General features: G+C 65.1%; 25 protein-coding genes and 1 pseudogene. 15 read left to right on the forward strand and 11 right to left on the reverse strand.

What is annotated here, in order from left to right; all coding sequences use genetic code 11:
- The first annotated feature begins 1 nt into the window (after position 1).
- The gene (locus ACX9NE_RS01205) at positions 2–760 is read left to right on the forward strand and encodes an SCO6745 family protein (RefSeq protein WP_459360129.1); all 759 of its coding nucleotides are present in this window, start codon (positions 2–4) and stop codon (positions 758–760) included.
- A 161-nt stretch (positions 761–921) separates the two neighbouring features.
- Positions 922–1,809 (forward strand): fructose bisphosphate aldolase, encoded by an 888-nt coding sequence (locus ACX9NE_RS01210; RefSeq protein ID WP_459360128.1) that lies wholly within the window; start codon positions 922–924, stop codon positions 1,807–1,809.
- A 13-nt stretch (positions 1,810–1,822) separates the two neighbouring features.
- Here the strand turns inward: ACX9NE_RS01210 and ACX9NE_RS01215 are convergent, their stop codons facing one another.
- Entirely contained in the window at positions 1,823–3,034 is a 1,212-nt protein-coding gene (locus tag ACX9NE_RS01215) for a thiolase family protein (RefSeq protein ID WP_459360127.1), read from the reverse strand.
- A 19-nt stretch (positions 3,035–3,053) separates the two neighbouring features.
- On the reverse strand, positions 3,054–3,452 hold the full coding sequence (locus ACX9NE_RS01220; protein WP_459360355.1) for a Zn-ribbon domain-containing OB-fold protein: 399 nt from the start codon (positions 3,450–3,452) through the stop codon (positions 3,054–3,056).
- 127 nt (positions 3,453–3,579) lie between these two features.
- Here ACX9NE_RS01220 and ACX9NE_RS01225 point away from each other — a divergent pair, with 127 nt between their 5' ends.
- On the forward strand, positions 3,580–3,729 hold the full coding sequence (locus ACX9NE_RS01225) for a hypothetical protein (protein ID WP_459360126.1): 150 nt from the start codon (positions 3,580–3,582) through the stop codon (positions 3,727–3,729).
- 4 nt (positions 3,730–3,733) lie between these two features.
- Here ACX9NE_RS01225 and ACX9NE_RS01230 read toward each other — a convergent pair whose 3' ends face one another.
- Positions 3,734–3,907, reverse strand: coding sequence for a hypothetical protein (locus tag ACX9NE_RS01230; protein ID WP_459360125.1), 174 nt, complete (start codon positions 3,905–3,907; stop codon positions 3,734–3,736).
- Positions 3,908–3,984: 77 nt separating this feature from the next.
- Here ACX9NE_RS01230 and ACX9NE_RS01235 point away from each other — a divergent pair, with 77 nt between their 5' ends.
- The 3 genes from ACX9NE_RS01235 (at position 3,985) to ACX9NE_RS01245 (ending at position 7,012) form a co-directional block, all read left to right on the forward strand.
- Positions 3,985–5,454 (forward strand): amidase, encoded by a 1,470-nt coding sequence (locus ACX9NE_RS01235; RefSeq protein WP_459360124.1) that lies wholly within the window; start codon positions 3,985–3,987, stop codon positions 5,452–5,454.
- 55 nt (positions 5,455–5,509) lie between these two features.
- Entirely contained in the window at positions 5,510–5,764 is a 255-nt protein-coding gene (locus ACX9NE_RS01240; protein ID WP_459360123.1) for a hypothetical protein, read from the forward strand.
- Between the two features lie 141 nt (positions 5,765–5,905).
- Entirely contained in the window at positions 5,906–7,012 is a 1,107-nt protein-coding gene (locus ACX9NE_RS01245; RefSeq protein WP_459360122.1) for a GGDEF domain-containing protein, read from the forward strand.
- Here the strand turns inward: ACX9NE_RS01245 and ACX9NE_RS01250 are convergent, their stop codons facing one another.
- Complete coding sequence (locus ACX9NE_RS01250) at positions 7,013–7,927, reverse strand: ribonuclease Z (protein ID WP_459360121.1); 915 nt, start codon at positions 7,925–7,927, stop codon at positions 7,013–7,015.
- Between the two features lie 148 nt (positions 7,928–8,075).
- Positions 8,076–8,609 carry a TetR/AcrR family transcriptional regulator gene (locus ACX9NE_RS01255; protein WP_459360120.1) on the reverse strand — a complete coding sequence of 178 codons (534 nt, stop codon included), beginning with the start codon at positions 8,607–8,609 and terminating at the stop codon, positions 8,076–8,078.
- Positions 8,610–8,696: 87 nt separating this feature from the next.
- Between ACX9NE_RS01255 and ACX9NE_RS01260 the strand changes: the two genes are divergently transcribed.
- Entirely contained in the window at positions 8,697–9,077 is a 381-nt protein-coding gene (locus ACX9NE_RS01260; RefSeq protein ID WP_459360119.1) for a hypothetical protein, read from the forward strand.
- Positions 9,078–9,196: 119 nt separating this feature from the next.
- Here ACX9NE_RS01260 and ACX9NE_RS01265 read toward each other — a convergent pair whose 3' ends face one another.
- The 3 genes from ACX9NE_RS01265 to ACX9NE_RS01275 form a co-directional block, all read right to left on the reverse strand.
- Entirely contained in the window at positions 9,197–9,451 is a 255-nt protein-coding gene (locus ACX9NE_RS01265; protein WP_459360118.1) for an anti-sigma factor family protein, read from the reverse strand.
- On the reverse strand, positions 9,448–10,068 hold the full coding sequence (locus tag ACX9NE_RS01270) for an RNA polymerase sigma factor (protein ID WP_459360117.1): 621 nt from the start codon (positions 10,066–10,068) through the stop codon (positions 9,448–9,450). The genes ACX9NE_RS01265 and ACX9NE_RS01270 overlap by 4 nt, the downstream gene beginning before the upstream one ends.
- Positions 10,069–10,370: 302 nt before the next feature.
- Positions 10,371–10,541, reverse strand: a complete 171-nt coding sequence (locus tag ACX9NE_RS01275; protein WP_459360116.1) for a hypothetical protein — start codon at positions 10,539–10,541, stop codon at positions 10,371–10,373.
- A gap of 53 nt (positions 10,542–10,594) precedes the next feature.
- Between ACX9NE_RS01275 and ACX9NE_RS01280 the strand changes: the two genes are divergently transcribed.
- The 3 genes from ACX9NE_RS01280 (at position 10,595) to ACX9NE_RS01290 (ending at position 13,217) form a co-directional block, all read left to right on the forward strand.
- Positions 10,595–11,125: a hypothetical protein gene (locus ACX9NE_RS01280; RefSeq protein ID WP_459360115.1), complete on the forward strand. Its 531-nt coding sequence runs from the start codon at positions 10,595–10,597 to the stop codon at positions 11,123–11,125.
- A gap of 128 nt (positions 11,126–11,253) precedes the next feature.
- Entirely contained in the window at positions 11,254–12,651 is a 1,398-nt protein-coding gene (locus tag ACX9NE_RS01285; protein WP_459360354.1) for a molybdopterin-dependent oxidoreductase, read from the forward strand.
- Positions 12,651–13,217: a hypothetical protein gene (locus ACX9NE_RS01290; RefSeq protein WP_459360114.1), complete on the forward strand. Its 567-nt coding sequence runs from the start codon at positions 12,651–12,653 to the stop codon at positions 13,215–13,217. Before ACX9NE_RS01285 ends, ACX9NE_RS01290 begins: the two co-directional genes overlap by 1 nt.
- Before the next feature lie 151 nt (positions 13,218–13,368).
- Here ACX9NE_RS01290 and ACX9NE_RS01295 read toward each other — a convergent pair.
- Together ACX9NE_RS01295 and ACX9NE_RS01300 are read right to left on the reverse strand one after the other, a co-directional pair.
- Positions 13,369–13,575: pseudogene (locus ACX9NE_RS01295) on the reverse strand (hypothetical protein); the annotation flags it as partial.
- Between the two features lie 293 nt (positions 13,576–13,868).
- Entirely contained in the window at positions 13,869–14,408 is a 540-nt protein-coding gene (locus tag ACX9NE_RS01300; protein ID WP_459360113.1) for a carboxymuconolactone decarboxylase family protein, read from the reverse strand.
- 271 nt (positions 14,409–14,679) lie between these two features.
- Between ACX9NE_RS01300 and ACX9NE_RS01305 the strand changes: the two genes are divergently transcribed.
- Entirely contained in the window at positions 14,680–15,291 is a 612-nt protein-coding gene (locus ACX9NE_RS01305) for a TetR/AcrR family transcriptional regulator (RefSeq protein ID WP_459360353.1), read from the forward strand.
- 477 nt (positions 15,292–15,768) lie between these two features.
- Here the strand turns inward: ACX9NE_RS01305 and ACX9NE_RS01310 are convergent, their stop codons facing one another.
- A complete protein-coding gene (locus tag ACX9NE_RS01310; protein WP_459360112.1) occupies positions 15,769–16,500 on the reverse strand; it encodes an SHOCT domain-containing protein in 732 nt (243 codons plus the stop codon).
- 81 nt (positions 16,501–16,581) lie between these two features.
- On the opposite strand from ACX9NE_RS01310, the gene ACX9NE_RS01315 reads away from it, so the two are divergent.
- From ACX9NE_RS01315 to ACX9NE_RS01330, 4 genes are all read left to right on the forward strand, one after another.
- Complete coding sequence (locus ACX9NE_RS01315; protein WP_459360111.1) at positions 16,582–17,814, forward strand: DNA polymerase; 1,233 nt, start codon at positions 16,582–16,584, stop codon at positions 17,812–17,814.
- 107 nt (positions 17,815–17,921) lie between these two features.
- The gene (locus ACX9NE_RS01320) at positions 17,922–19,445 is read left to right on the forward strand and encodes an FAD-dependent monooxygenase (protein WP_459360110.1); all 1,524 of its coding nucleotides are present in this window, start codon (positions 17,922–17,924) and stop codon (positions 19,443–19,445) included.
- A 249-nt stretch (positions 19,446–19,694) separates the two neighbouring features.
- Positions 19,695–20,117, forward strand: a complete 423-nt coding sequence (locus tag ACX9NE_RS01325) for a nitroreductase family deazaflavin-dependent oxidoreductase (protein WP_459360109.1) — start codon at positions 19,695–19,697, stop codon at positions 20,115–20,117.
- Between the two features lie 115 nt (positions 20,118–20,232).
- Positions 20,233–20,724, forward strand: coding sequence for a hypothetical protein (locus ACX9NE_RS01330; RefSeq protein ID WP_459360108.1), 492 nt, complete (start codon positions 20,233–20,235; stop codon positions 20,722–20,724).
- Positions 20,725–20,729 lie beyond the last annotated feature (5 nt).

Below are 20,729 nucleotides of genomic sequence, written 5' to 3' on the forward strand. Positions count from 1 at the left end.
GATGACCGACACCGGCATAGCCGAAGCGGCCCGTGCCGCGGGAGACCCTATTCAGCAGGCTGTGGCGGTGTTCATGCTGCACCCGGAAACTTTCGCCGAGAGCATCGCGGCCGGTTACCAGAACCCGCTGGCCGGATATGTCGCCGGTCGCGGCGGGGTGCTGGGCGACGTCAGCGGTGAGACGGTCAGCTCGGCGTTCGTCGTATTCGAGCCGAAATCTCTCGGGGCCCTGTGGGACGAAGGTGTCGCGGTGCGCGGGGCGGCCGGTGCTGCCGAGTGGTATTGGCAACAGACCGCCGACTTCGGCCGCAAGTATCTGGCCGGTGCAGCGGGGCTGGACCGGCTGGCGGAATTGGGAGAGAAGATCATCGCGGCGACGCCGGGCGCGGGACTGCCGTTGTATGCGGGTTGGCGGATCATGCCGCTGGCCAAGGACGCCCCGGCGCGCGCACTGCAGGTGATGTTCATCCTGCGGGAGTTGCGGGCTGCCGTTCATTTCAACGTCCTCACCCACTCCGGTATCAGCCCCGTGGAAGCGCACATGCTCAACAAGGGCCCGGAGTACACGAAGATGTTCGCCTGGCCGGAGCCCTTTGACGACGGCTCCGAGAAGAAGGACCGCTACGTCGAGGTCGAGGACGCGACCAACCAGCGCATGGCGGAGATCTTCGCGGCCGCCTTGAATCCTGACGAGGCGGCTGAACTCGCCCGACACAGCGGCGACGCCCTCGCGTCGATGAAGGCCAGTCTTGCCGGCTGATCTGACCGTCGGTGACTGCCCCGGTCGGACGGGCTTGACCTGAGCCGCCCGCTCGCCTCGGCCGTCAATGCGGAGATTATGGTCGTTTTGATAGTGATCCTGCCGCAACGGCCCGGACGTCGCCCCGGCCAGGCGCAAGGTCGCACCGGGGAAGGAGCGCAATGAACGACGAGCAACGCACCGCGATGACATCGCGGCCCGGCTTTATCGCCGCGCTGGATCAAAGTGGCGGAAGCAGTCCGAAAGCCTTGAAGCTGTACGGCATCTCGGAAGACGTGTACGACAGCGACGAAAAGATGTTCGACCTCATCCACCAGATGCGGGAACGCATCATGTGCAGCCCCAGCTTCTCCGGCGAGCAGGTCCTGGCCACCATTCTCTTCGAGCAGACCATGGACCGAACCATCGACGGCCAGGACACCGCGGCCTATCTGTGGGACCAGAAGCGCATCGTCCCGATCGTCAAAGTCGACCAGGGTCTCGCCGATGCGGATGACGGCGTACAGCTCATGAAGCCCATGACGAAGCTGGATTCCCTGCTGGACCGGGCCGTCGAGAAGCGAATCTTCGGCACCAAGATGCGCTCGTTCATTCAAGAGCCGAACGACCAGGGGATCAAGGCCATCGTCGACCAGCAGTTCGACTACGCCTATCGGATCATCGACCGCGGACTGATGCCGATCATCGAGCCCGAGGTGAGCATCAAGAGCCCCGACAAGCCTAAGGCCGACAACTTGCTGCTGGCGGCGTTGAGCGCGAAACTCGATGAGGCGCCAGGGGATACGCAGGTGATGCTCAAGCTCACCCTGCCCAGCGAGGACAACCTCTACACACCGCTCATCGAGCATCCCCGGGTTCTTCGCGTGGTCGCCCTGTCCGGCGGCTACAGCCTGGACGAGAGCTGCGCGATCCTGGCGCGCAATCACGGCCTCATCGCCAGCTTCTCGCGTGCCCTCACCGAAGGTCTGACCGTCGATCAGACCGATGCCGAGTTCGACGAGAAGCTGGGATCGAATATCGGAAAGATCTACGCGGCGTCCGTGACGTAGCGCAGGTGTGCGGTCACACGGCCGACTTTTCCAGCACGTGCACGCCGCACGCCGAGCCCAAGCCGATGACGTGAGCCAGCCCCACTTTGGCGCCGTCGATCTGGCGGTCACCGGCCTCGCCGCGAAGGTGATGGCAGATTTCCCAGATGTTGGCGATGCCGGTGGCCGCGATGGGGTGTCCTTTGGACTGCAGGCCGCCGGACACATTGACCGGCCTCGCGCCGTCGCGCCAGGTGGCGCCCGAGTTGAAAAAGTCTGCGGCGCCTCCCTCTTCGCACAACATCAGGTTGTCGTAGTGCACCAACTCGGCGGTGGCGAAACAGTCGTGCAGCTCGACCAGGTCAAGGTCAGCCGGACCGATTCCGGCCTGCTCGTAAGCGGTCGTCGCGGCATTGCGGGTCAGGGTGTTGACGTTCGGCAGGACCTGGCAGCCCTCTTCGTAGGGATCGGTGGTCAGCACGGACGCTGACACCTTCACCGCGCGCCGCCGTTGTTCCAGCGAAAGCGATTTCAGCGTCTCGCCGTTGCAGACGATCGCCGCCGCCGCACCGTCGCAATTAGCCGAGCACATTGCCCGCGTATTCGGGTAAGCGATCATCACGTCGTTCATGATCTGCTCGAGGGTAAACCTCTTCTGGTACGCGGCAAGAGGATTGAGCGTCGAATGAACGTGATTCTTCTCGCTGATCCTGGCGAACAACTCGAAGCTGGTGCCGCCGTACTTGTGCCCGTATTCGGTGCCGATCTGGGCGAAAACGCCCGGCATGGCCTCGGTGCCGATCCGCCCGTCGACCGGTGCCACCGCCCCGTAGCGCCCCTTCGGCTCCCACACGTCGGCATCGGACTTCTTCGTCCCGCCGCCTCCGAGAAGGCCTGCGCCCGAGAGTTTCTCGACACCGACAGCCATTCCGTAGGCGACTTCACCGGCCTTCACCGCCATGATCGCGGTACGCAGTGCGGTGGCGCCGGTGGCGCAGGCGTTCGCCACGTTGTACACCGGGATGCCGGTCTGGCCGATCTGTTTCTGAAGCTGTTGTCCGATGCCGGCATTGGCGGCCATCAGGTTGCCGGCCGCCAGGACACCGATGTCCGCCATCGTCACGCCGGCATCGGCCAGCGCGCCCATCGCCGCCTCGGCAGCAAGGTCGACCGTGTCAAGGTCGGGATGCTTACCGAACTTGGTCATCCGGATGCCGAGGATCCAGATGTCGTCACTGGCGCTCATGGTGCTCCTTCGCGTTCGATCACTCGGCGGGCTCGAAGCCGAAGCCGACCGCCTCGGTGCCTTCGGAGTCGGTGCCGATGGGGTAGGTGGCCAGCCGCACTTTCATCCCGTCCCGCACGTGTCGGGGGTCGGGTTCGACGTTGACCAGGTTGGCCCGGACCTGGGTGCCGTCGCAATCGACGACCGCGGCCACGAACGGGGTGGGGATCCCGGGCGCGGCGAAGGTGACGATGGTGAATGTCCGCACGGTGCCCTCGGTCGCGACCGGGACGCCGGTGAAGTCGGTCGCGAAGCAACGGGCGCACGCATTCCGGCGATCGAAGAACCGGGCGCCGCAACGCGTGCATTGCTGCGCTACGAGGTGCGGGTCGCCGTCGTCGAGCACCAGATAGTCGACCAAGGGGATCTGCCCAGGCATCGGAACCTCCGTCGCGTCGTCGGCTACCCGGAATCCTTGCACGACTCGCCCCGAGAACCAGCTGACCACCCGCTCGGTCAGCTGCGATCGTCGACCGCTGCCGCCCACCCACAACCACGACAAGGCGATGACTCTCACCAGCGGTAGCGACATCCGCGAAGTCGTTCGCCGGGCGGTGCTGGCCGGTGATGACGGAAGAATCGGCACCGCAACACTCCTGGCCGAGATCGGCAACGGTCGTTACCGGGCCGCGGTGCCGGCCGGACGCTGTCTCTGAGCGCCTAGCGTGTGCTTTCGTCGGCGATCTCGTCGTTCGATTGCCGCGAAGCGGGCGCGTCGGGATCATCGTCCCGGTGTTCCAGTCGTTCTTCCTCCACGCGCTGCGCCGGGGTCGTCTCGCGCGCGTCCTCGGGCACCGACGCCGGGGCGTCTTCGTCTCGCTGCTGGGGATCCATGCACTCGGGATCGCCGGTATCGAATATTCCGAAACAAGGCTTAGCCGAAAGGCGACTGCGGGACCTACGGTCAGATCATGAACTTCGACGAGTACCGGACCTACGATGCCACCGGATTGGCGAAGCTGGTCGCTAACAAGGAGGTATCCGCGGCCGAGCTGCTCACGCTCGCCCGGGATCGGGCCGCGGCGGTCAACCCCCGGATCAACTCGATCGTGCGCGAGGTGCCGGCCTCCCCCCAGGACCAGCTGGAAGGCCCGTTCGCCGGCGTCCCTTTCCTGATCAAGGACCTCGCCCAGGACTACGCGGGCCTGCCCAGCTCGCAAGGGTCCCGCGCCCTGATGTCGGAGCCCGTCGCCGAGCACTCGACCATCGTGCAGCGGTGGATCGACGCCGGGCTGGTCATCTTCGGCAAGACCAACCTTCCGGAGTTCGGCGCGAAGGGGATCACCGAATCGGAGGCGTGGGGCCCGGCGCGCAACCCGTGGGACCTGCAGCGAACACCGGGCGGATCCTCCGGAGGGTCAGCCGCAGCCGTTGCCGCCGGCATCGTGCCGTGCGCGGGCGCCAACGATGGCGGTGGGTCGATCCGCATCCCGGCGGCCTGCTGTGGCCTGGTCGGTCTCAAACCGGGGCGCGGGCTCACCCCGATGGGCCCGACGACCAGCGAATCGATGCACGGGGCGGCGGTGCAGGGCGTCGTGTCACGAACCGTCCGCGACACCGCCGCGATGCTGGACGTCATCTGCGGAGGCGAGCCGTCCGGGCCCTACCTGCCTGCCCTGCCCGCCGCGCCCTTCACGTCGGCGGTGGCGCAGGACCCGGGCAAGCTTCGGATCGGTGTGCGGGTGCCATCGGCGATCACCCCCGATCCGCACCCGGAAGCCGTCGCTGCCGTCGAAGCGACGGTGCGGATCTTGACCGGGCTAGGACACCACGTCGAGGAACTGGCGCAGGCCCCGTACGACGACGCCGCACTCGCCCGGGATTTCCTGCTCACCTGGTTTGTCCACCTCGCCTGGGACGTCGACCAAGCCAAGCGCCTGACCGGTGCGGGCAACGAGTCATTCGAGCGCGACACGCTGATCATGTCGGCAGTGGGTCGGGCCACCAGCAGCATCGCTTATGTGGACGCCGTTGAACGCCGCCACCAGCACACCCTTCGGTTGAGCAGCTTCTTCGAGTCGTACGACCTGCTGCTGACTCCGACTCTGGCGACGCCGCCGCCGAAGATCGGCGAGTTCGACCTACCGGCCGTGCTGCAGCGGGCATCCGACGCGTTGATCAAGACGCGCACCGCCGGCCTGCTGCGCCACACCAAGATCGTCGACGACCTCGTGGAGAAGAACCTGGGCTGGGTGCCCTACACCCAATTGGCCAACCTGACCGGTCGCCCGGCAATCTCGCTACCGCTGCACTGGACCGCCGACTCCCTGCCGCTCGGCGTCCAGTTCGTAGCACCGCTGGGAGGCGAATCCCTGTTGATCCGCTTAGCGGCGCAACTGGAACAGGCGGCGCCGTGGTCCGACCGGGTCGCCCCCCTCTAGGGAGCGGCTACCTGTCGTCCTCGGAAAAGCGGGACGCCCGCGAATACCCCGGCTCATGTTGCTCGTCGAATCCGCGAACTTCGGCGAGAAGGTATTCGGCGATCCCGAGCATTTCCGCATCGACCGTTATCCCGACAATCACCCGGCGGATTCGGGACTTATTAGTGCCTGGCAACCAATTGACGCGCCAGGAGCTGTCCCCGACATGCGGCTGTCGTCGGACGACCCATCGCCGATGCGGCCGGCCCATTTTGTCGGCGGCTCGGAACGGGTGCGGTGCAATTCACCCGACGGCGCGGTGGGTACCTAAAGTACGGTCGAATGGCAATCACCGGACCATCAGTATTTGAAGCTCCGAATGGTCGCCAACGCAACGGGTATCAGCAATAATCTGCGTGTTCGGCCCCGGGGTAAGGGCATGTGGCGGGCCGGCACTTCGACTTTGATATCGGTGGTAGCAATTAAGCGTCGACCTGGGATCTTCAGCCGCTGGCAGCGGACGGATCAGTTTGACTGGCTCTCCGGCTACCTGGCTGCGCGAGGCATCAGCGGCACCACCCGGGTTCTGATGGCCTTTATTTCGACATCGTTGGTGTTGTGTCTGCTGGTGCTATTGGCCGGCTCGGATGGCCCGCGTGGTGCGTTGCCTGTCGCCATGACCTGGGCTGCCGTAGCGGGTGGAACAGCCGGAGCCCTGCTGTGGGTTTGGCGGTGGCCGACCCGGGCGCAGTCGGTAGCCTTCGCCCTGACGTGCAACATCGCGGTCGCGTTGGCCTGTCTTGCGCATCCGAAGCCCCTGGCGGCGCTGATCGGGTGCATCGCATTCGCCACATTCGGTGCGTACATGGCGTTCTTCCACACGACCGGCTTCGTGCTGTACAACTTCGCCGTGGCCGCCGGCGTCGGCCTCTTCGAGGCCGGGCGGTTGGCGAACGCGGGCCATCCCTCCCTCGCGGTGGTTGACCTGTGGCTGGTGGTCGAGGTCAACATCGCGTTGCCGCTGGCCATCGCAGTCCTGGTCCGCGCTTTGGCAGGCGACCTTTCGCGCGCCGATCGCGACCCGCTGACCGGCCTGCTGAACCGGCGCGCGTTTGCGCACAAGGCGCTGGGGATGATGCTGGCCCGCCGCGGAGTCGACGCTCACCTGGTGGTATTGGTGGTCGACCTGGACAACTTCAAGGGTCTCAATGACAGACGCGGTCACGCGGCCGGCGACTACGCCCTGGTTCAGGTTGCGCAGTCGCTGCTGGCCGTCGCCGAGGAACAGGCGGCGGTAGTGGCCCGAAGCGGAGGCGAGGAATTTCTGCTGGCGGGCACCTCTGAGGCCTGCAACGCCGAGCAGTTGGCCAAGCAGATCTGCCTTGAGATCGCCGGCTCGACGGTGGGGGTGACGGCCAGTATCGGCACCGCCTGCGCCCGTCTGGACGAGACGACACCCGGCGAGCACCAAGCTCTTCTGATCGACCTGATCTCCGCTTCCGATGCCGCGATGTACCAGGCCAAAAGGCTGGGCGGCAACGGCTTTTACCACCACGAGCTGTGTGCTGAGCGGCGGTGATCAGAGCCGCTCGGGGACACGTATCCGCGCCAGGTCCTCGGCGATGACAAGGTCTCCGTCGAAGACCTCTGCCGCCTCGTCATGGTGTTCCCGGGTGCCGGTGTAGCGCTGCGAGAAATGGGTGAGCACCAGCCGCCGCACCCCGCACTCGGCCGCAACCCGCGCCGCCTGTCGCGCCGTGAGGTGTCCGTAGCGTGCGGCCAGCTCCGAGTCCCGACTCAGAAACGTCGCCTCGATCACCAGCAGGTCCACATTGTCGGCCAGGGCATAAACCGCATCGCACAGCCGGGTGTCCATGACGAAGGCGAACCGTTGGCCCGGGCGCGCCTCACTGACCTCGGACAAATCGACCGTCCGCCCGCCCCAATCGATGGAGCCTGCCGCATGCAGTTCGCCCACCGCGGGCCCGTCGATCCCGAAGCGCTTCAGTAACTCGGGTACAAATCTTCGACCGTCGGGCTCGATCAGCCGATAGCCGATCGCATCGGCGGAGTGCTCGAGTCGTCGTGCTTCGAGCACTCCGAACTCTCCCGCCGCGATCGGTCCGTCAACGGCGACGGGCTGTGCGTCTATGTCGGCACGGTCATGAAAGATGCAGGCGTGATGCAGTCGGGTGAAATACTCCTGACCCGAAGCCGGGAAGTAAGCGTGCACCCGGTGCTGCGCCTCGTCCAGGGACAGGCGCTGAATGATCCCCGGCACGCCGAGGCAATGATCACCGTGAAAATGGCTGAGGCACAGTCGCGTCACGCTGCTCATCGCGACACCGGCCAGCAGCATCTGCCGCTGGGTGCCTTCCCCGGGATCGAACATCAATCCCTCGCCGTCCCAACGCAACAGGTATCCGTTCTGGTTGCGGCGTCGGGTGGGCGCCTGACTGGCGGTGCCCAGGACGATTAGCTCGCGGACCGACATGACGCTACGCCGTGCAACGTATAGCGTCGCCGCCGCGCCGAGGGCGGTGCGAACGCGGGCATAATCTAGGACGATAGCGCTTCACACTTGCGCGAGTGCTGCCGCGGCGGGCTTGAGCATCTGCCGATTCGGTAGTCACTGAGGTGACTCACCGCACGCCCAGGGCTTTGGCGGCGCGGTCCGCCGCCGGCCCGGCGAGTTGCCGCAACAACAGCAACCCGTCGATGAGGGCGAGACTGGCCTCGGCTTCGGCTCGCCGTCGCTTTGCGGTCCCGGTGAAAAACTCTGACAGCCAGACGATCCAGCCTTCAGTCAGTGGAGCCGCCAGGTCGTGGTACGGCGCTACACCGGCAGCGGCAAGACCGCAGACCTCGAAGTAGACCGCGAAGAGCGGATCGAATTCGTCCCGGGCCAAAACCTTGAACGCGGTCCTGACCAGCTGCCGGTGGTCGTCAGCCGGTTCGGTGAGTGCGCGCGCGAGGGTGTGCTGAAGCTTCTTGCCGACCTCCAGTAGGACGTCGGTGACCAGCGTGGTCTTGCTCGGAAAGTAATAGACGATCACGCGATCGCTGGTGCCGAGGTGTTTGGCCAGTGCACCGAAGGTCAGGGAGCTCAGTCCCTCGGTCAACGCCATCTCGACTGCATCGTCGAGGATCTGTTCCCGCGTGTACTTGTGTCCCATTAGGCCTTGATTGTAGTCGCGACTACAGGTTAGATAGTTTTGTAGCGACTACTACAACAAACGATCGGGCCTTCGATGACCGCAGCCATGACCAGCAATCAGCACCCCGCCGCCACCACGATGTCCGTCATGCGGATGTTCGCCGGCGGAATCTCTTGGGCTGCACCATCACTCAGCTCGCGGCTGTTCGGTCTCGGCAAGTTGCCCGGCGGCGCCAGCGTCGGACTTGTCACACGACTGTTTGGCGTGCGAGATCTCGTTCTCGGTGCTGCCTTGCACCATCCGGAACCGGGTGTACACAAGGCGGTGCTGCAGGCCGGGCTCGTCTGCGACGCGGCCGACGTCGCCGCATCCCTGATTGCCGTGCGTGCCGGAGCACCGAAGACAACGCTGATCGGCGCGACCGCCGGTGCCGGGCTGTTCCTCGTGCTGGGCGCGATAGCACTGAAACCGGGGGAAGGCCGCTAAAGGGGAGTTGCTCTGTGTGTGACCCGGGTCACCTTTAACGAGAAGCAGCCCCGGTCACGCGCTGTTTCGCGCGCTGTGACGCCGCGAGTGTCCCAGGTCGGGATGTTCGACGGGTGAGGCTACGACCAGTCGTGGAAAGCGCTGAGAAGACGGTCGCGGAAAGCGGGGTCAAGTTGCTCGTCGCGCACGCGCCCAAGGCTGCGCAGGGTGACGCGGAACTGTTCCAGGTAGTTGCGACAACCAACGCACTCTTCCAGGTGAGCTTCGAAGCGGGTTAGTGTCGCCCGGTCCAGGTCTTGGTCCAGATAGGCGGTGATCAATTCAACGAGCTCGTTGCAATCCATGGCGTTGTTGGCAGCCGGATCGTCATTCATCGACAGCCTCCCAGATAATCCTCGAGCGCCTGGCGGGCCGCTGCCCGGCCACGATGAAGGAGTACCCGCTGATTGCCCGCGCTGATCTGTAACAGCTCGCAGACCTCAGCCGAGTCGAATCCGAGAATATCGCGCATGGTCACCACGGCTCGTTGCATCCCGGGCAATCCATCCACCGCCCGCCGGGCGACCGTCATCATCTCGTCGGCCAACACCGACCCTTCGGGTGTTTGTGGGAACGCCGCGGGCGGATCCTTCCAGTGGCCGGGCAAGTCGTCAGTTGCCGGGCGGAATCGGGACGGATCAACGCTCGGGTTGCCGAATGCGGCGATGAGATTCTCGGCATGTCGGCGTTCTCGCATCCCGCGTGCCTTCGCCACGTTGATGAGCACAGCAAACAGCCAGTTGCGCAGTGACGATCGGCCCTCGAAGCCGCCAAGGCCCTTCAAGAACGCAATCCAGGTGTCCTGGACGACTTCTTCGGCGGTCTCAGGATCTCGCACGTAGCCACGCGCCACCCGCAGCATGGCCGCGGTGTGGGTGTCAACCAGTTGCTCAAATGCGCCGCGATCACCTTTGCGCAAGGAGGCTACCAGCGCTGTCTCATCGGGCGTCACCGCGACCGTCCGCGATTATCGGTGCCGATACGCGATGCTCGCCGGCGGGCGTTGTGCCGCGTGCCTGCGCTCGACACTGTTGGTCGCAGCCGTGCTTGACGCTCGCTCCTGTGGGCGAGCGCAGAGCGGAATCGACAAATCATGTTCCACAACATGATCCAGACCGTGAACCTCTCTGACGAGCAAGGCCCGATGACGTCTGTCCGCTGGCGGATATCAGCGTGAGTCAACCAAACTGTACTCAAGGGTACAAGTGTCCGTCGGCGCTTCCCACGCGGTGCACGGCGAATCGTGTCGGCAGGTCACATCAGAAAACCACGATTCTGCGGCACGCCGTAGTCGCGAGCGGCACCGATGCAGGTGCCCGTTGTGGCTCGGTCATCTTTTGCGATCGCTACAGAAGCTGCCACGTGGGTGTAACGCATCGCCGGGCGCGAAACACTCAACAGAGGTTCGGCAATCATGGGGCTCATACCGATCGGTTGCCGGTCCTGCCCGGATTACTTGTTCAACGAAAGGCACGTCCATGGCCAGCCAAACGACTCCTGCTAGCGCGCCGACCGATCACGGCCAGGGTGACCCCGACCCGGCAACCGCGACCGTGCCGGGGTGGTGGCTGACCTTCGCCGCGGGGCTGGTCCCACTCATGGCGGGATTGATGACCCTGCTGACGCTGTGGGTCGGGGTGGTTCGCGCGGGCTCGCCCCTGTGGACAGGTTTGGGACATCTCGGCTTCTCCTTCTCCGATGTCTCCGCTCTGGGCACGGGCGCGACGGCGTGGGTGGAGTTGTCCGGGTCGGTCGGGGGCGTCAACGTCGCCGCGGCAGCGGTCGCCGTGCTGGTGGTATCGCGCTTCGCACTGCGCGAAGGGCGGCAGTGGGCGTGGTGGTTCCTGGTTTTCTGCCTGGTGTGGATCGGGCTTCACGATGCCGTCATGGCGACACGGTTTTTCGCCGAGACCGGCCAGCCCGTCATGGTGATGCCCTACACGTACGTGACACTCATGCTGGCGGGCCTGCTACGCACCCGCAAAGCCGTGTTCGCCCACGCGGCATAGCGAGATGGTTTCGGTGGCGCCGGCTGGCGTCGTGCCGCAGACTGTACCCGAAGGTACACTTTGGCTCGACGTGGTCGCGGTAGTCGCCAATCAACGCCTGAACCGAGATGAGGCTGGAGCCCCACATGATGACATCGCCATCGTCAAGCGATGATTCGCCGACACCAGCCACGCTTGGTGCGGCTGAGGCGAGCAATCAACCCGTCGTGCCGAGCGCGCCCGAGCGGGCGACCTACGGTTATCCGGCACCGCTGTGGCGGGCCCTGGAAGGTCATCGGCCACCGGGTCTGTCGCGACTTCGGTGGCGCAGTCCGTTGCGGGGTCCGTGGCTGACGTCGGTATTCGGGCTGGTGCTGCTGGTCATACTTCCCGTCGTCATTCTGACCGGTTTGCTGTCCTACATCGCCTACGGACCCCAATTCGGTCAGGCCATCCCGTTCGACGTGGGCCTGCTCAAATTGCCCACGTTCGACTGGCCCACCCGGCCGAGCTGGCTATATCGGCTGACGCAGGGCTTGCACGTCGGACTGGGGTTGATCATCATTCCCGTCGTCCTGGCCAAGCTGTGGTCGGTCATCCCGCGCCTCTTCGCTTGGCCTCCGGCGCGATCGGTGGCCGATCTCCTAGAGCGCATCTCACTGCTCATGCTGGTGGGCGGAATCCTCTTCGAGATCGTCACCGGTGTGCTGAACATTCAGTACGACTACATCTTCGGTTTCAGTTTCTACACCGCGCACTATTTCGGGGCCTGGATCTTCATCGCCGGTTTCACCGCCCACGTATGCATCAAGTTCGCAAAGATGGTGACCGGTCTGCGCTCGCGGTCGATCCGCGAGGTTCTGACAACGTCGACGGCCGACACCGTCGCCGAACCTCTCGACAAAAACGGTTTGGTGGCCCGCGATCCAGACCCGCCCACCCTGAGCCGCCGCGGGATGCTCGCCGTTGTGGGCGGTGCCAGCGCACTGGTCGCGGTGCTCACCGCCGGCCAAACCCTTGGTGGGCTCACGCGTCGGGCGGCCGTTCTGCTGCCGCGGGGACGCAGCTACGGCACGGGTCCCAACGATTTTCAAATCAACCGCACTGCCGTGGCGGCGCGGATCGACTCCACGCTCACCGGCTCAGCCTGGTCTTTACGACTGCTCGGCGGCACCCGGCCGCTGGCGCTGGACCGTGAGCAACTGGCGTCGATGCCCCACCACAGCGTGGACCTGCCGATCGCCTGCGTCGAAGGGTGGTCGACAACGCAGACCTGGACGGGGATCCGGCTGGCCGATCTGGCCGCCGCGGCCGGCCGTCCACAGCCCGGTTACGCGGTGGTGTCCTCGCTGGAACGCTTCGGAAGCTTCAATCATGCTGTGCTGCAGAGCAATCAGATTTTGAACCCCGACTCCCTGCTGGCGTTTCAAGTCAACGGCGCCGACCTGTCGCTTGACCATGGGTATCCGGCTCGGATCATCGTTCCGGCGCTGCCCGGTGTGCACTGCACAAAATGGGTGTCGTCCATCGAGTTTCGGGAGCGGTGATGCAGCGCCTCATTGCGTGGGGACAGCGACTCTACGGTGAGCGACTGCTGCACCTGATCGTGCTGCTCGTGGCTCTGGCGCTTGGCGGTTATGTAGTGGTCACCGTTGGTGTCGATGAACTGTTCAACCCGAGGGTGTGGTGGCAGTCGATCGCGGTCTGGTTTGTTGTCGCCATCATCGCCCATGACCTGGTTCTGTTTCCGTTGTACGCGTTCGCCGAACGCCTCATCCCCACCGGATCGCAGCCCAACGGTGGCGTTCGCCACCTGTCGGTGCGTGCTGTCCCGATCGTCAACTATCTGCGCATTCCCGCGATGGCCACCGGTTTGGTGTTGATCCTGTTCCTGCCCGGCATCATCGAGCAGGGCGCAGCGACCTATCAGATGGCGACCGGGCTGACTCAGGCTCCCTACCTGTCGCGCTGGCTGCTGCTGACCGCCGGTTTTTACCTAGTGAGCGCCGTGTGTTTCGCGGTGCGGGTCGTGTTGAGCGACCCGCCGCCTGTCCCCACCACGCTGGGCAACACCCTCGCCGCGGATGGCGAGCAAGACGGCAGTCGTCCCTGAGCGCCGTCCGCCCCGCATGCGCTGGCAACTTTCGTATCACGCGGCTTTGACGGGACTCGCTCGGCCGTGTCGGCGCAAGCACCAACCGACAGGTGACTTCGGCCGTCTGACTTCCCTCATGCGCACGCTGTGGGTTTCGTTGCACTGGGCGGTCATCGGGCCAGCGGTGGCTGCCTGGCTGCACCGCGGTGGCGCCGTTGATCGCGGTGAATCCGTCGATCGCCCATATCGTGGCCGCCGAGAAGCCTGCCCGGGGACACGGTATCGGGCAGAAGCCGTCGTCGGGGTAAGCAGATCGCCGGGGGCACCGCGGCAATCTCGACGTCGCCGACCTCGGCCATGTCTTGGCGCGCCGCACTCAACAACCAGTCATAGGCCGCGGCAGCTCGGACCGACAACGGGCGTCCGCCGCCAACCGGTGTGTTGACCCCCATCTCCCACAGCCTGAAGCAGGGTTGAGCTCAACTCAATTCCATGCCCGTTGCCGCGGTTTCACATCCCGCTTGAGGGTGTCCGATGCGGGCCGTGGTTTCGCCACGCCACTCCGGTTCGGAGCAACGGCATCTCCTGAGCGCGACACCAGCCATCCGCTGGCAAGATCGCGGGCTTGGGGAAGCTCGGTCAACGGCTTCCCCCAAGCCCGAGCGACGATCACACCGAGATCTTGGGGAAGTCAATCTCCGTGTGTGCGACGTTATTGAAGTAGTTGGTGAGCACATTGAGCCCGACGTGGCCGATCACTTCGGCGATCTCGCTGTCGCTGGCACCGGCGCGGCGCACCGCCGCGAGCGCGGAGTCCTCGATCTGTCCGCGCCGCTCGTTGACGGTGACAGCGAAAGTCAACAGAGCCGCTGTCTTGGCATCGTCGGCGTCGCCTTTGCGTGCCGCGGCGACCTGATCTGCGCTCAGCCCGGCGACCTTGAGCCCCAGATAGGTGTGCGCCGACAGGCAGTAGGCGCACGTGTTGGACTGGGCGATCGCGATGGCCAACCGTTCGCGAGTGGACCGCGGCAAGGTGCCGCCGTGATCCAGGCTGCCGGCTAATCCCAAATAGCCGCGCAGCAAGGCCGGGCTGTGCGCCATCACCCGCGTCAAATTGGGCACCGCGCCCAAGGCCAGCTTGACCGCGGACAACGCCGATGCTTGGTCGGGGGTGGCCGTTGCGTCGGTCACCAGGGGCAGGTTGCTCATGATTCGTTTCCTCTGTTAAGTCGATCCATTCAGAACACCACGGCGCATGTTGCGTGACGGGTACGGTGTAGTCACCGCCAACAGCTCTCGCGTTACACCACGTAGCTGGACTTGTTCGAGCACGCGGCCTGTCATTCCCCGGACAGTCGGCTTCGCGCCGCACTGCGCCGGCGGTGCGTCACTCGGTGGCAAGGCTTCGTTTACTTCGCGGTACTCCTAAGCTGAAGTGGTGTCTACCGCTGAGCCAGCGCTTTCTCGCCTGCGAGAGCCGGTGACCGCGCGGGGCAAACGCAGCCGGGCCGTGATCGTCGATGCGGCAGCCACATTGATGTATCAGCAGGGGGTGAGCAGCACCAGTCTCGATGACGTCCTCGCCGCTGCCGGGTCAGGCAAGAGCCAGCTGTACCACTATTTCGAAAGCAAGAGCGACTTGGTTGCGGCCGTCATCGAGCGTCAACTGGAGATTGTGCTGCAAAACCAGCATCCCCTGCTCGATCACACCGACTCGTGGGAGGGCATCGAGCGATGGGCCGCCCACATCTTGAAAATGCACGAAGCCCCCGGTGGACCATTCGCCTGTCCGCTGGGCACCATCGCTGCGGAGCTGAAGAATGACGCTGCGTTTCGCCCGTGTTTGGACGCCGCCTTCCGGCGTTGGGAAGATCCGCTGGCAAGCGGCCTTCAGGCCATGAAAGATCGCGGAGAGCTGGTGAAAAACGCCCAGCCACGCCGCTTGGCGGCGATGGTGATCGCGTCACTGCAAGGCGGAATGCTCCTGGCGCGTGTCCGTGATGATCGAACCGTACTCCGTGACACGATGGGCATCGCAATCGCCGAGCTTCGTCGCTGGGCTGCGCCGACGGCCGAGCGCCCCAAGAGATAATCGTCCAGACCGCGGACCAAGTGCGGACTTCAACGAGCACTGACTTCGGCGTGCAAGATCGCTTCAAATGTGCGAAGCGAATCGCGTATTCGCGGCTATGCCCAACGGCTGCTTACCCGTCGTACGCCCGAGCTTCGCGCGCTACGCGCAATAGTCGCCGGCCCTGACGGGCAAGAGGGCACATTGATGTACCAGACAGTACACGTGAATCCGTTGGGAGCTCTTCGGCGATTCGGGCTACGCCGTCTTCGGCCAGTTCTCCTCGGGCTTCTCGAATTTGGGCTCCGGTCTGTCGGGCTTCGGCAATCAGGGCACACTGCCCTTGGCCACCAACAGCTTTGTGTCAGGGCTGGAAAATGCCGGCTTCAACCTGGCGGGTCTTTTCTTGGCAAGGAACCACGCTGTTCTCCTGAGGCCCTCATCGCCGAGCCGGTGGAACAACCGGCAACCGGTGCGCGCTACCGGTGCGTGCCGATGTCAGAGCCGACCGAGCAGCTCAGCCTTCTTGGCGGCGAACTCCTCGTCCGAAAGAATGCCCCGCTCATGTAGTCCGGCGAGCGATTCGATCGTGGCGACGACGGCCCCGGCGTCGCCAGACCCTGATTGCCCTGGCGCCGGAGCGGCCGCAGGAGTTTCGGCAACCTGCTGCGCCCCGAGTTCGCGCAGGCTCGACAGGTCGAAGGTGCCGAACTGGCTGGTGAATGTCACGGTGCCGGCACCACCGGACTGCTGCTGTTGGACGCCCCCGATCATGTGTTCTCCGGTGTCGAAAACCCGCACGGCTCCGTTGACCTGGATGGCCAGCCGCCGGGTGCCGGGAAATATTGCGTAGCGCGTCTCATTCTGACCGCCGGACGAGCTGGGGACGCCCAGGTCCGCCGGCCACCAATTGGTGGCCGTGTACCCACTCCGGGGACCGGAGGCCGATGGTGCGAATACCGTGGTGGCGGCAAGCAACCGGGATAGCTCATCGCACAACGCGTCGACGCGCGCCTTGAGCGCGTTGTCGAACATGTCGCCAACCATCGTCATGCCGCCCCGCATCCACTGCCCGGTACCGCCGAGTTCGGGGATCGAGAACTGTGCCATGGAGCCGCCGCCGGTTTGTAGGGCGAACAACATCGCCAGGACCGCCTCGCGGGACAGTCCGTGACGTTGGGCGATCTCGGTGATCGCCTTTTCGGCTTCGGGAGTAACCGTTGCCTTCATCGTGGTGCATCTTTCGTCGTCGGTATGGACCGTCGGGGCTACTGGTACCCCGTCGCCCTCGCTCGCCAATCATGGCCAAGGATGAACAGTGTGTCGAACGGATTCGACGTGCGTGGACGGACGTTGCGTGCCGGTGAGCTGGCGGTCTGGCTGTCCGAGCACAGTCTAGGCAATCGATTCGGCCTGAGCGTCGTCGTCAGCACGCCGGACTACACCGGCAAGGCCGTCGCGTTGGCGATTGTCGCCGCAGACGGTGAGGGCCGGTACGTCGAGGTAGCGGAGCTGACACCCGACGACGAAGCGGCTCTGGTGTCCTGGCTGGCCGATCCCGGGCCGCCCAAGGCGGTGCACGACGCAAAGTCGGCGATGCACGCGCTAGGTGGGTGCGGCTGGACGCTGCGCGGCGTCACCTCGGACACGGTGCTGGCGGCACATCTGCTGGTTCCCGACCGGGAGACCGGGGGGCTCAACGATCTGCTGATCCGTCACATGCGCTGCGCCCTGCCCGCGAAGGTGGTTGCACCGATGCGCGATGACGACGCAGCTGCGGCGCTGATCCTGAAAACGTGCGCGCTACTTGATCTCGCCGATGTCCTCGATGAGGAACTGGCGCGTATCGACTCCTCGGCGCTGTTACACCGGCTGGAGCTGCCCGCCCAACGGGTACTGACCCGGCTGGAGGCCACGGGTGTCGCGGTGAACCAGGCGCTGCTCTCGCATACCGACGTGCCGAAGTCGATCTCATCCGATGGGCGAATCCACCCCGCCTACCACCAGTTCGGCACCGCCACCGGAATGCCGGCATGGGCAGATCCCGACCTGCCTGCCGCGCCGGAGTTACGTGATGCTTTGGTCCCGGGACACGGCTACGCAGAGTTGATGTTCGCCGGGTACCGCCGGCTTGAGGAGCAGATCGCCGAACATCTGGGCGCGGGCGCAACGGACTTGCGCGGTCTGGTCGACGAGGCGCAAGCGCATGGATTCGCGAGCACCCTGTTAGGCCGCCGGCAGTACCTGCCCGATCTGGCCGGCAACAGCGGCGCGGTTCGCGCGGCGGCAGAACGCGCCGCGGTGGCGATGGCCGTTCAGGGAAGTGCCGCCGACATCATGAAGCTCGCGATGATCGCCGTCGACCAGGCGATCGCAGCGGGCGGACTGCGGTCCCGGATGGTGGCACAGGCCGGCGAAGAGTTGGTGTTCGAGGTGGCTGCCGGGGAGGGCGAGCAGCTGGCCGAGTACGTCAAGGAATCCATGGTTGACGCATATCCGCTCCACACCGTGCTCGAGGTTTCGCTTCGGTTCGGATCGCGGTAATCCCCTCCCGTCTTCAACCTATACCGCACCGGGGGGCTTGCGGCAAGACCCCGGTCATGCCGCAAAATCGCTGAGCTAAGCCAAAACTCAGCGGAACGAGGGGAAGTGTGGAATTCCAGCATGCCGTAGTCATCGTCGGCGCCGGCCCCACTGGTCTGATGCTGTCAGCCGAATTGGCGCTGGCCGGAATCGATGTCGCCGTCATCGAGCGTCGCAGTGACCAGGCCCTGGTCGGCGCACGTGCGGGCGGCCTGCACTCGCGCACCATCGAAATTCTCGACCAGCGCGGCGTCGCCGACCGGTTCATCCAGCAGGGCCAGGTGTGCCAGTTGGCCGGTTTCGCCCAGATCCGGCTCGACATCGGAGACTTTCCCACCCGGCACCCTTACGGACTTGCGTTGTGGCAGAGTCATATCGAGCAAACCTTGGCCGAATGGGCAGAAGAGCTCGGGGTGCGCATCTATCGCGGCCGGGAGGTCAGCGGTATCGCCCAAGACGACACCGGTGTGGTCGTCGACGTCGTCGGCGGTCAGTCCCTTTTCACCGAATACCTGGTGGGTTGCGACGGCGGCCGCAGCGTGGTCCGCAGAGCGGCCGGCATTGCCTTCGAGGGCTGGCAGCCGACGACCAGCTATCTCCTGGCGGAAGTGGAAATCGGTTGTGATGCAGGCGAAGAGCCGGAATGGGGCATCCGCCACGACGCCCTCGGTGTGCATGCGCTCAGCGTGACGGGTGACGATCGAAAGGTGCGGGTGATGGTGACCGAGCGCCACCTCGGACCGGCCGGCGAACCTACCCTGGATGATCTGAGCCGGGCGCTGTTCGAGGTATATCGGACGGATTACGGAATCCACAGTCCCACTTGGATTTCCCGTTTCACCGATGCCGCCCGACAGGCCGCCGCGTATCGTGAGCGGCGGGTGCTGCTGGCCGGCGACGCGGCGCATGTGCATCATCCGATCGGCGGCCAGGGGCTCAATACCGGAATCCAGGATGCGGTGAACCTGGGATGGAAGCTCGCCGCGGTGGTAAACCGGACGTCGCCCGCTTGCCTGCTGGACACCTACCACACCGAACGGCACCCGGTCGCCGCACGGGTGTTGCGCAACGCGATGGCCCAGATGGCGCTGCTGCGCGCTGATGACCGGACCAGGGCGCTCCATACCATCACCGCCCGATTGCTCGGCATGGACGAACCCCGGAAACGATTTGCCGCCATGATGTCTGGCTTGGACATCCGCTACGACCTCGGAGGCGGGCATCCGCTGCTGGGGCGACGCATGCCTGATCTTGACCTGATCGGCGCCGCAGGGCCGGTGCGGGTCTACCAACTGCTGCACCGGGCCCAACCGGTACTGCTCAACCTCGGCGATCCCGGCGGCGTCGACGTCGGAGGGTGGATCGATCGGGTGCGGCTGGCGGACGCGCAAGCCGGCGGTGCCTGGAATCTTCCAGTGGTCGGCGCGGTTGCCGCTGCGGGTGCCGTGTTGATCCGGCCCGACGGACATGTCGCTTGGGCGGGCGATTACCCGTTTCACGGCCTCGCCGACGCACTCACCACTTGGTTCGGCGCACCCGGCGCCGTCGGGGCCGACGGACCAGCCGGCTTCCCGTTCGAACCAATCCCGTGATGTCGGGAAGCGGTAGGGCGCCGCCGTGTCTGCGTGCGCGCTGTTCGCGATTGTGGTCGCTGGCCCAGAAATTGTGGGCACTTCCCTGAGAAAGGGTATTCCCGATGCGGCCGATCATCCAGCGCGACGGCCATCCCGCATGCGAAAACGGTTTCACAAGCCGTCGGATAATTTTATTCGCGGGAAAGCGCACACTACGCGGACGGAGGCGGGGAATGGACGGACCACTGAGAAGCGTTGGGCATCGGTATGGCTGATTCGATTGAACTGAGCCCCACGGACTGGGTGCGCGAGCAGACCGAACGGATTCTGCGGCAGGGTACGACCGACGGGGTAGAGATTTTCGATAAACCCGTCGTTCTGTTGACCATGACCGGCGCGAAGTCGGGCAAGAAGCGCTACGTACCGCTGATGCGTGTCGAGCATGACGGGCGCTATGCCATCGTCGCATCCAAGGGAGGCGCACCCGACCACCCGTCGTGGTACTTCAACGTCAAGGCGAATCCGGCGGTGACCGTTCAGGACGGTTCGGAAGTCGTTTCCCGCACCGCGCGCGAGCTCGAGGGCTCCGAGCGGGAGGAGTGGTGGCAGCGTGCGGTCGACGCCTACCCGCCGTACGCCGAGTACCAGACGAAGACGACCCGGCAGATACCGGTCTTCGTTCTCGAGTGAACTGGCTGCGCAGCGGTTTACCGGCGCAACGCTTCGGGTAAATCCGACAGCGACGGCGTAGGACGAGACGCGCCAGCGCGCGGCGGTCGAGGACTGCCGGAAAAGGAAGCCGAAGATGACCGCCAAACACTGCCTGAGCGAGTCGGCAAAGCGACGTCAGTCGCTCGCCGGCAAATCCGCACAGGGCGGGCGTGGGCTGATGGCAGGCATAGTCGTCGCGGCGTGCACCATCGTTTTCGGCTCCATGATTGTGGCCGCGGGAATTGCCGCGTTAGCGGTGAATGCGGCCGGTTCGGGACACCAGCCACCGGCGGCCGAACAAACGGTGAGCCAAGAGGGGACGCTGATCGCAGTCTCGGCCGACTCGATCACCGCGCGCAGTCGCGACGGGATTACCCGCACCTACCTGGTCACGCCGGAAACCGCCGTCATCACCCGGGCCGGAAGCCCCTTCACGGTCAACGACGAGGTGGACATTCTCGCAACGATCCGTAATGGAACTGCGCTGGCAACCGCAGTCGCCCACCGCGATATGGGCCATGGAGCCGCGCCGCCGATGGATCACGTTACCGCTCAACCGGTTAGCGGCACGCTGGACAGCGACTGAGTGCG

It is taken from the genome of Mycobacterium sp. ML4 (assembly GCF_054515735.1).

Excerpts from the sequence above, each read along its gene's own strand:
- ACX9NE_RS01205 (WP_459360129.1), top strand. The coding sequence starts at position 2 with ATGACCGACACCGGCATAGCCGAAGCGGCCCGTGCCGCGGGAGACCCT.
- ACX9NE_RS01210 (WP_459360128.1), top strand. The coding sequence starts at position 922 with ATGAACGACGAGCAACGCACCGCGATGACATCGCGGCCCGGCTTTATC.
- ACX9NE_RS01215 (WP_459360127.1), bottom strand. The coding sequence starts at position 3,034 with ATGAGCGCCAGTGACGACATCTGGATCCTCGGCATCCGGATGACCAAG.
- ACX9NE_RS01220 (WP_459360355.1), bottom strand. The coding sequence starts at position 3,452 with ATGCCTGGGCAGATCCCCTTGGTCGACTATCTGGTGCTCGACGACGGC.
- ACX9NE_RS01225 (WP_459360126.1), top strand. The coding sequence starts at position 3,580 with ATGACTCTCACCAGCGGTAGCGACATCCGCGAAGTCGTTCGCCGGGCG.
- ACX9NE_RS01230 (WP_459360125.1), bottom strand. The coding sequence starts at position 3,907 with ATGGATCCCCAGCAGCGAGACGAAGACGCCCCGGCGTCGGTGCCCGAG.
- ACX9NE_RS01235 (WP_459360124.1), top strand. The coding sequence starts at position 3,985 with ATGAACTTCGACGAGTACCGGACCTACGATGCCACCGGATTGGCGAAG.
- ACX9NE_RS01240 (WP_459360123.1), top strand. The coding sequence starts at position 5,510 with ATGTTGCTCGTCGAATCCGCGAACTTCGGCGAGAAGGTATTCGGCGAT.
- ACX9NE_RS01250 (WP_459360121.1), bottom strand. The coding sequence starts at position 7,927 with ATGTCGGTCCGCGAGCTAATCGTCCTGGGCACCGCCAGTCAGGCGCCC.
- ACX9NE_RS01255 (WP_459360120.1), bottom strand. The coding sequence starts at position 8,609 with ATGGGACACAAGTACACGCGGGAACAGATCCTCGACGATGCAGTCGAG.
- ACX9NE_RS01260 (WP_459360119.1), top strand. The coding sequence starts at position 8,697 with ATGACCAGCAATCAGCACCCCGCCGCCACCACGATGTCCGTCATGCGG.
- ACX9NE_RS01265 (WP_459360118.1), bottom strand. The coding sequence starts at position 9,451 with ATGAATGACGATCCGGCTGCCAACAACGCCATGGATTGCAACGAGCTC.
- ACX9NE_RS01275 (WP_459360116.1), bottom strand. The coding sequence starts at position 10,541 with ATGAGCCCCATGATTGCCGAACCTCTGTTGAGTGTTTCGCGCCCGGCG.
- ACX9NE_RS01280 (WP_459360115.1), top strand. The coding sequence starts at position 10,595 with ATGGCCAGCCAAACGACTCCTGCTAGCGCGCCGACCGATCACGGCCAG.
- ACX9NE_RS01285 (WP_459360354.1), top strand. The coding sequence starts at position 11,254 with ATGACATCGCCATCGTCAAGCGATGATTCGCCGACACCAGCCACGCTT.
- ACX9NE_RS01290 (WP_459360114.1), top strand. The coding sequence starts at position 12,651 with ATGCAGCGCCTCATTGCGTGGGGACAGCGACTCTACGGTGAGCGACTG.
- ACX9NE_RS01300 (WP_459360113.1), bottom strand. The coding sequence starts at position 14,408 with ATGAGCAACCTGCCCCTGGTGACCGACGCAACGGCCACCCCCGACCAA.
- ACX9NE_RS01310 (WP_459360112.1), bottom strand. The coding sequence starts at position 16,500 with ATGAAGGCAACGGTTACTCCCGAAGCCGAAAAGGCGATCACCGAGATC.
- ACX9NE_RS01315 (WP_459360111.1), top strand. The coding sequence starts at position 16,582 with ATGAACAGTGTGTCGAACGGATTCGACGTGCGTGGACGGACGTTGCGT.
- ACX9NE_RS01325 (WP_459360109.1), top strand. The coding sequence starts at position 19,695 with ATGGCTGATTCGATTGAACTGAGCCCCACGGACTGGGTGCGCGAGCAG.
- ACX9NE_RS01330 (WP_459360108.1), top strand. The coding sequence starts at position 20,233 with ATGACCGCCAAACACTGCCTGAGCGAGTCGGCAAAGCGACGTCAGTCG.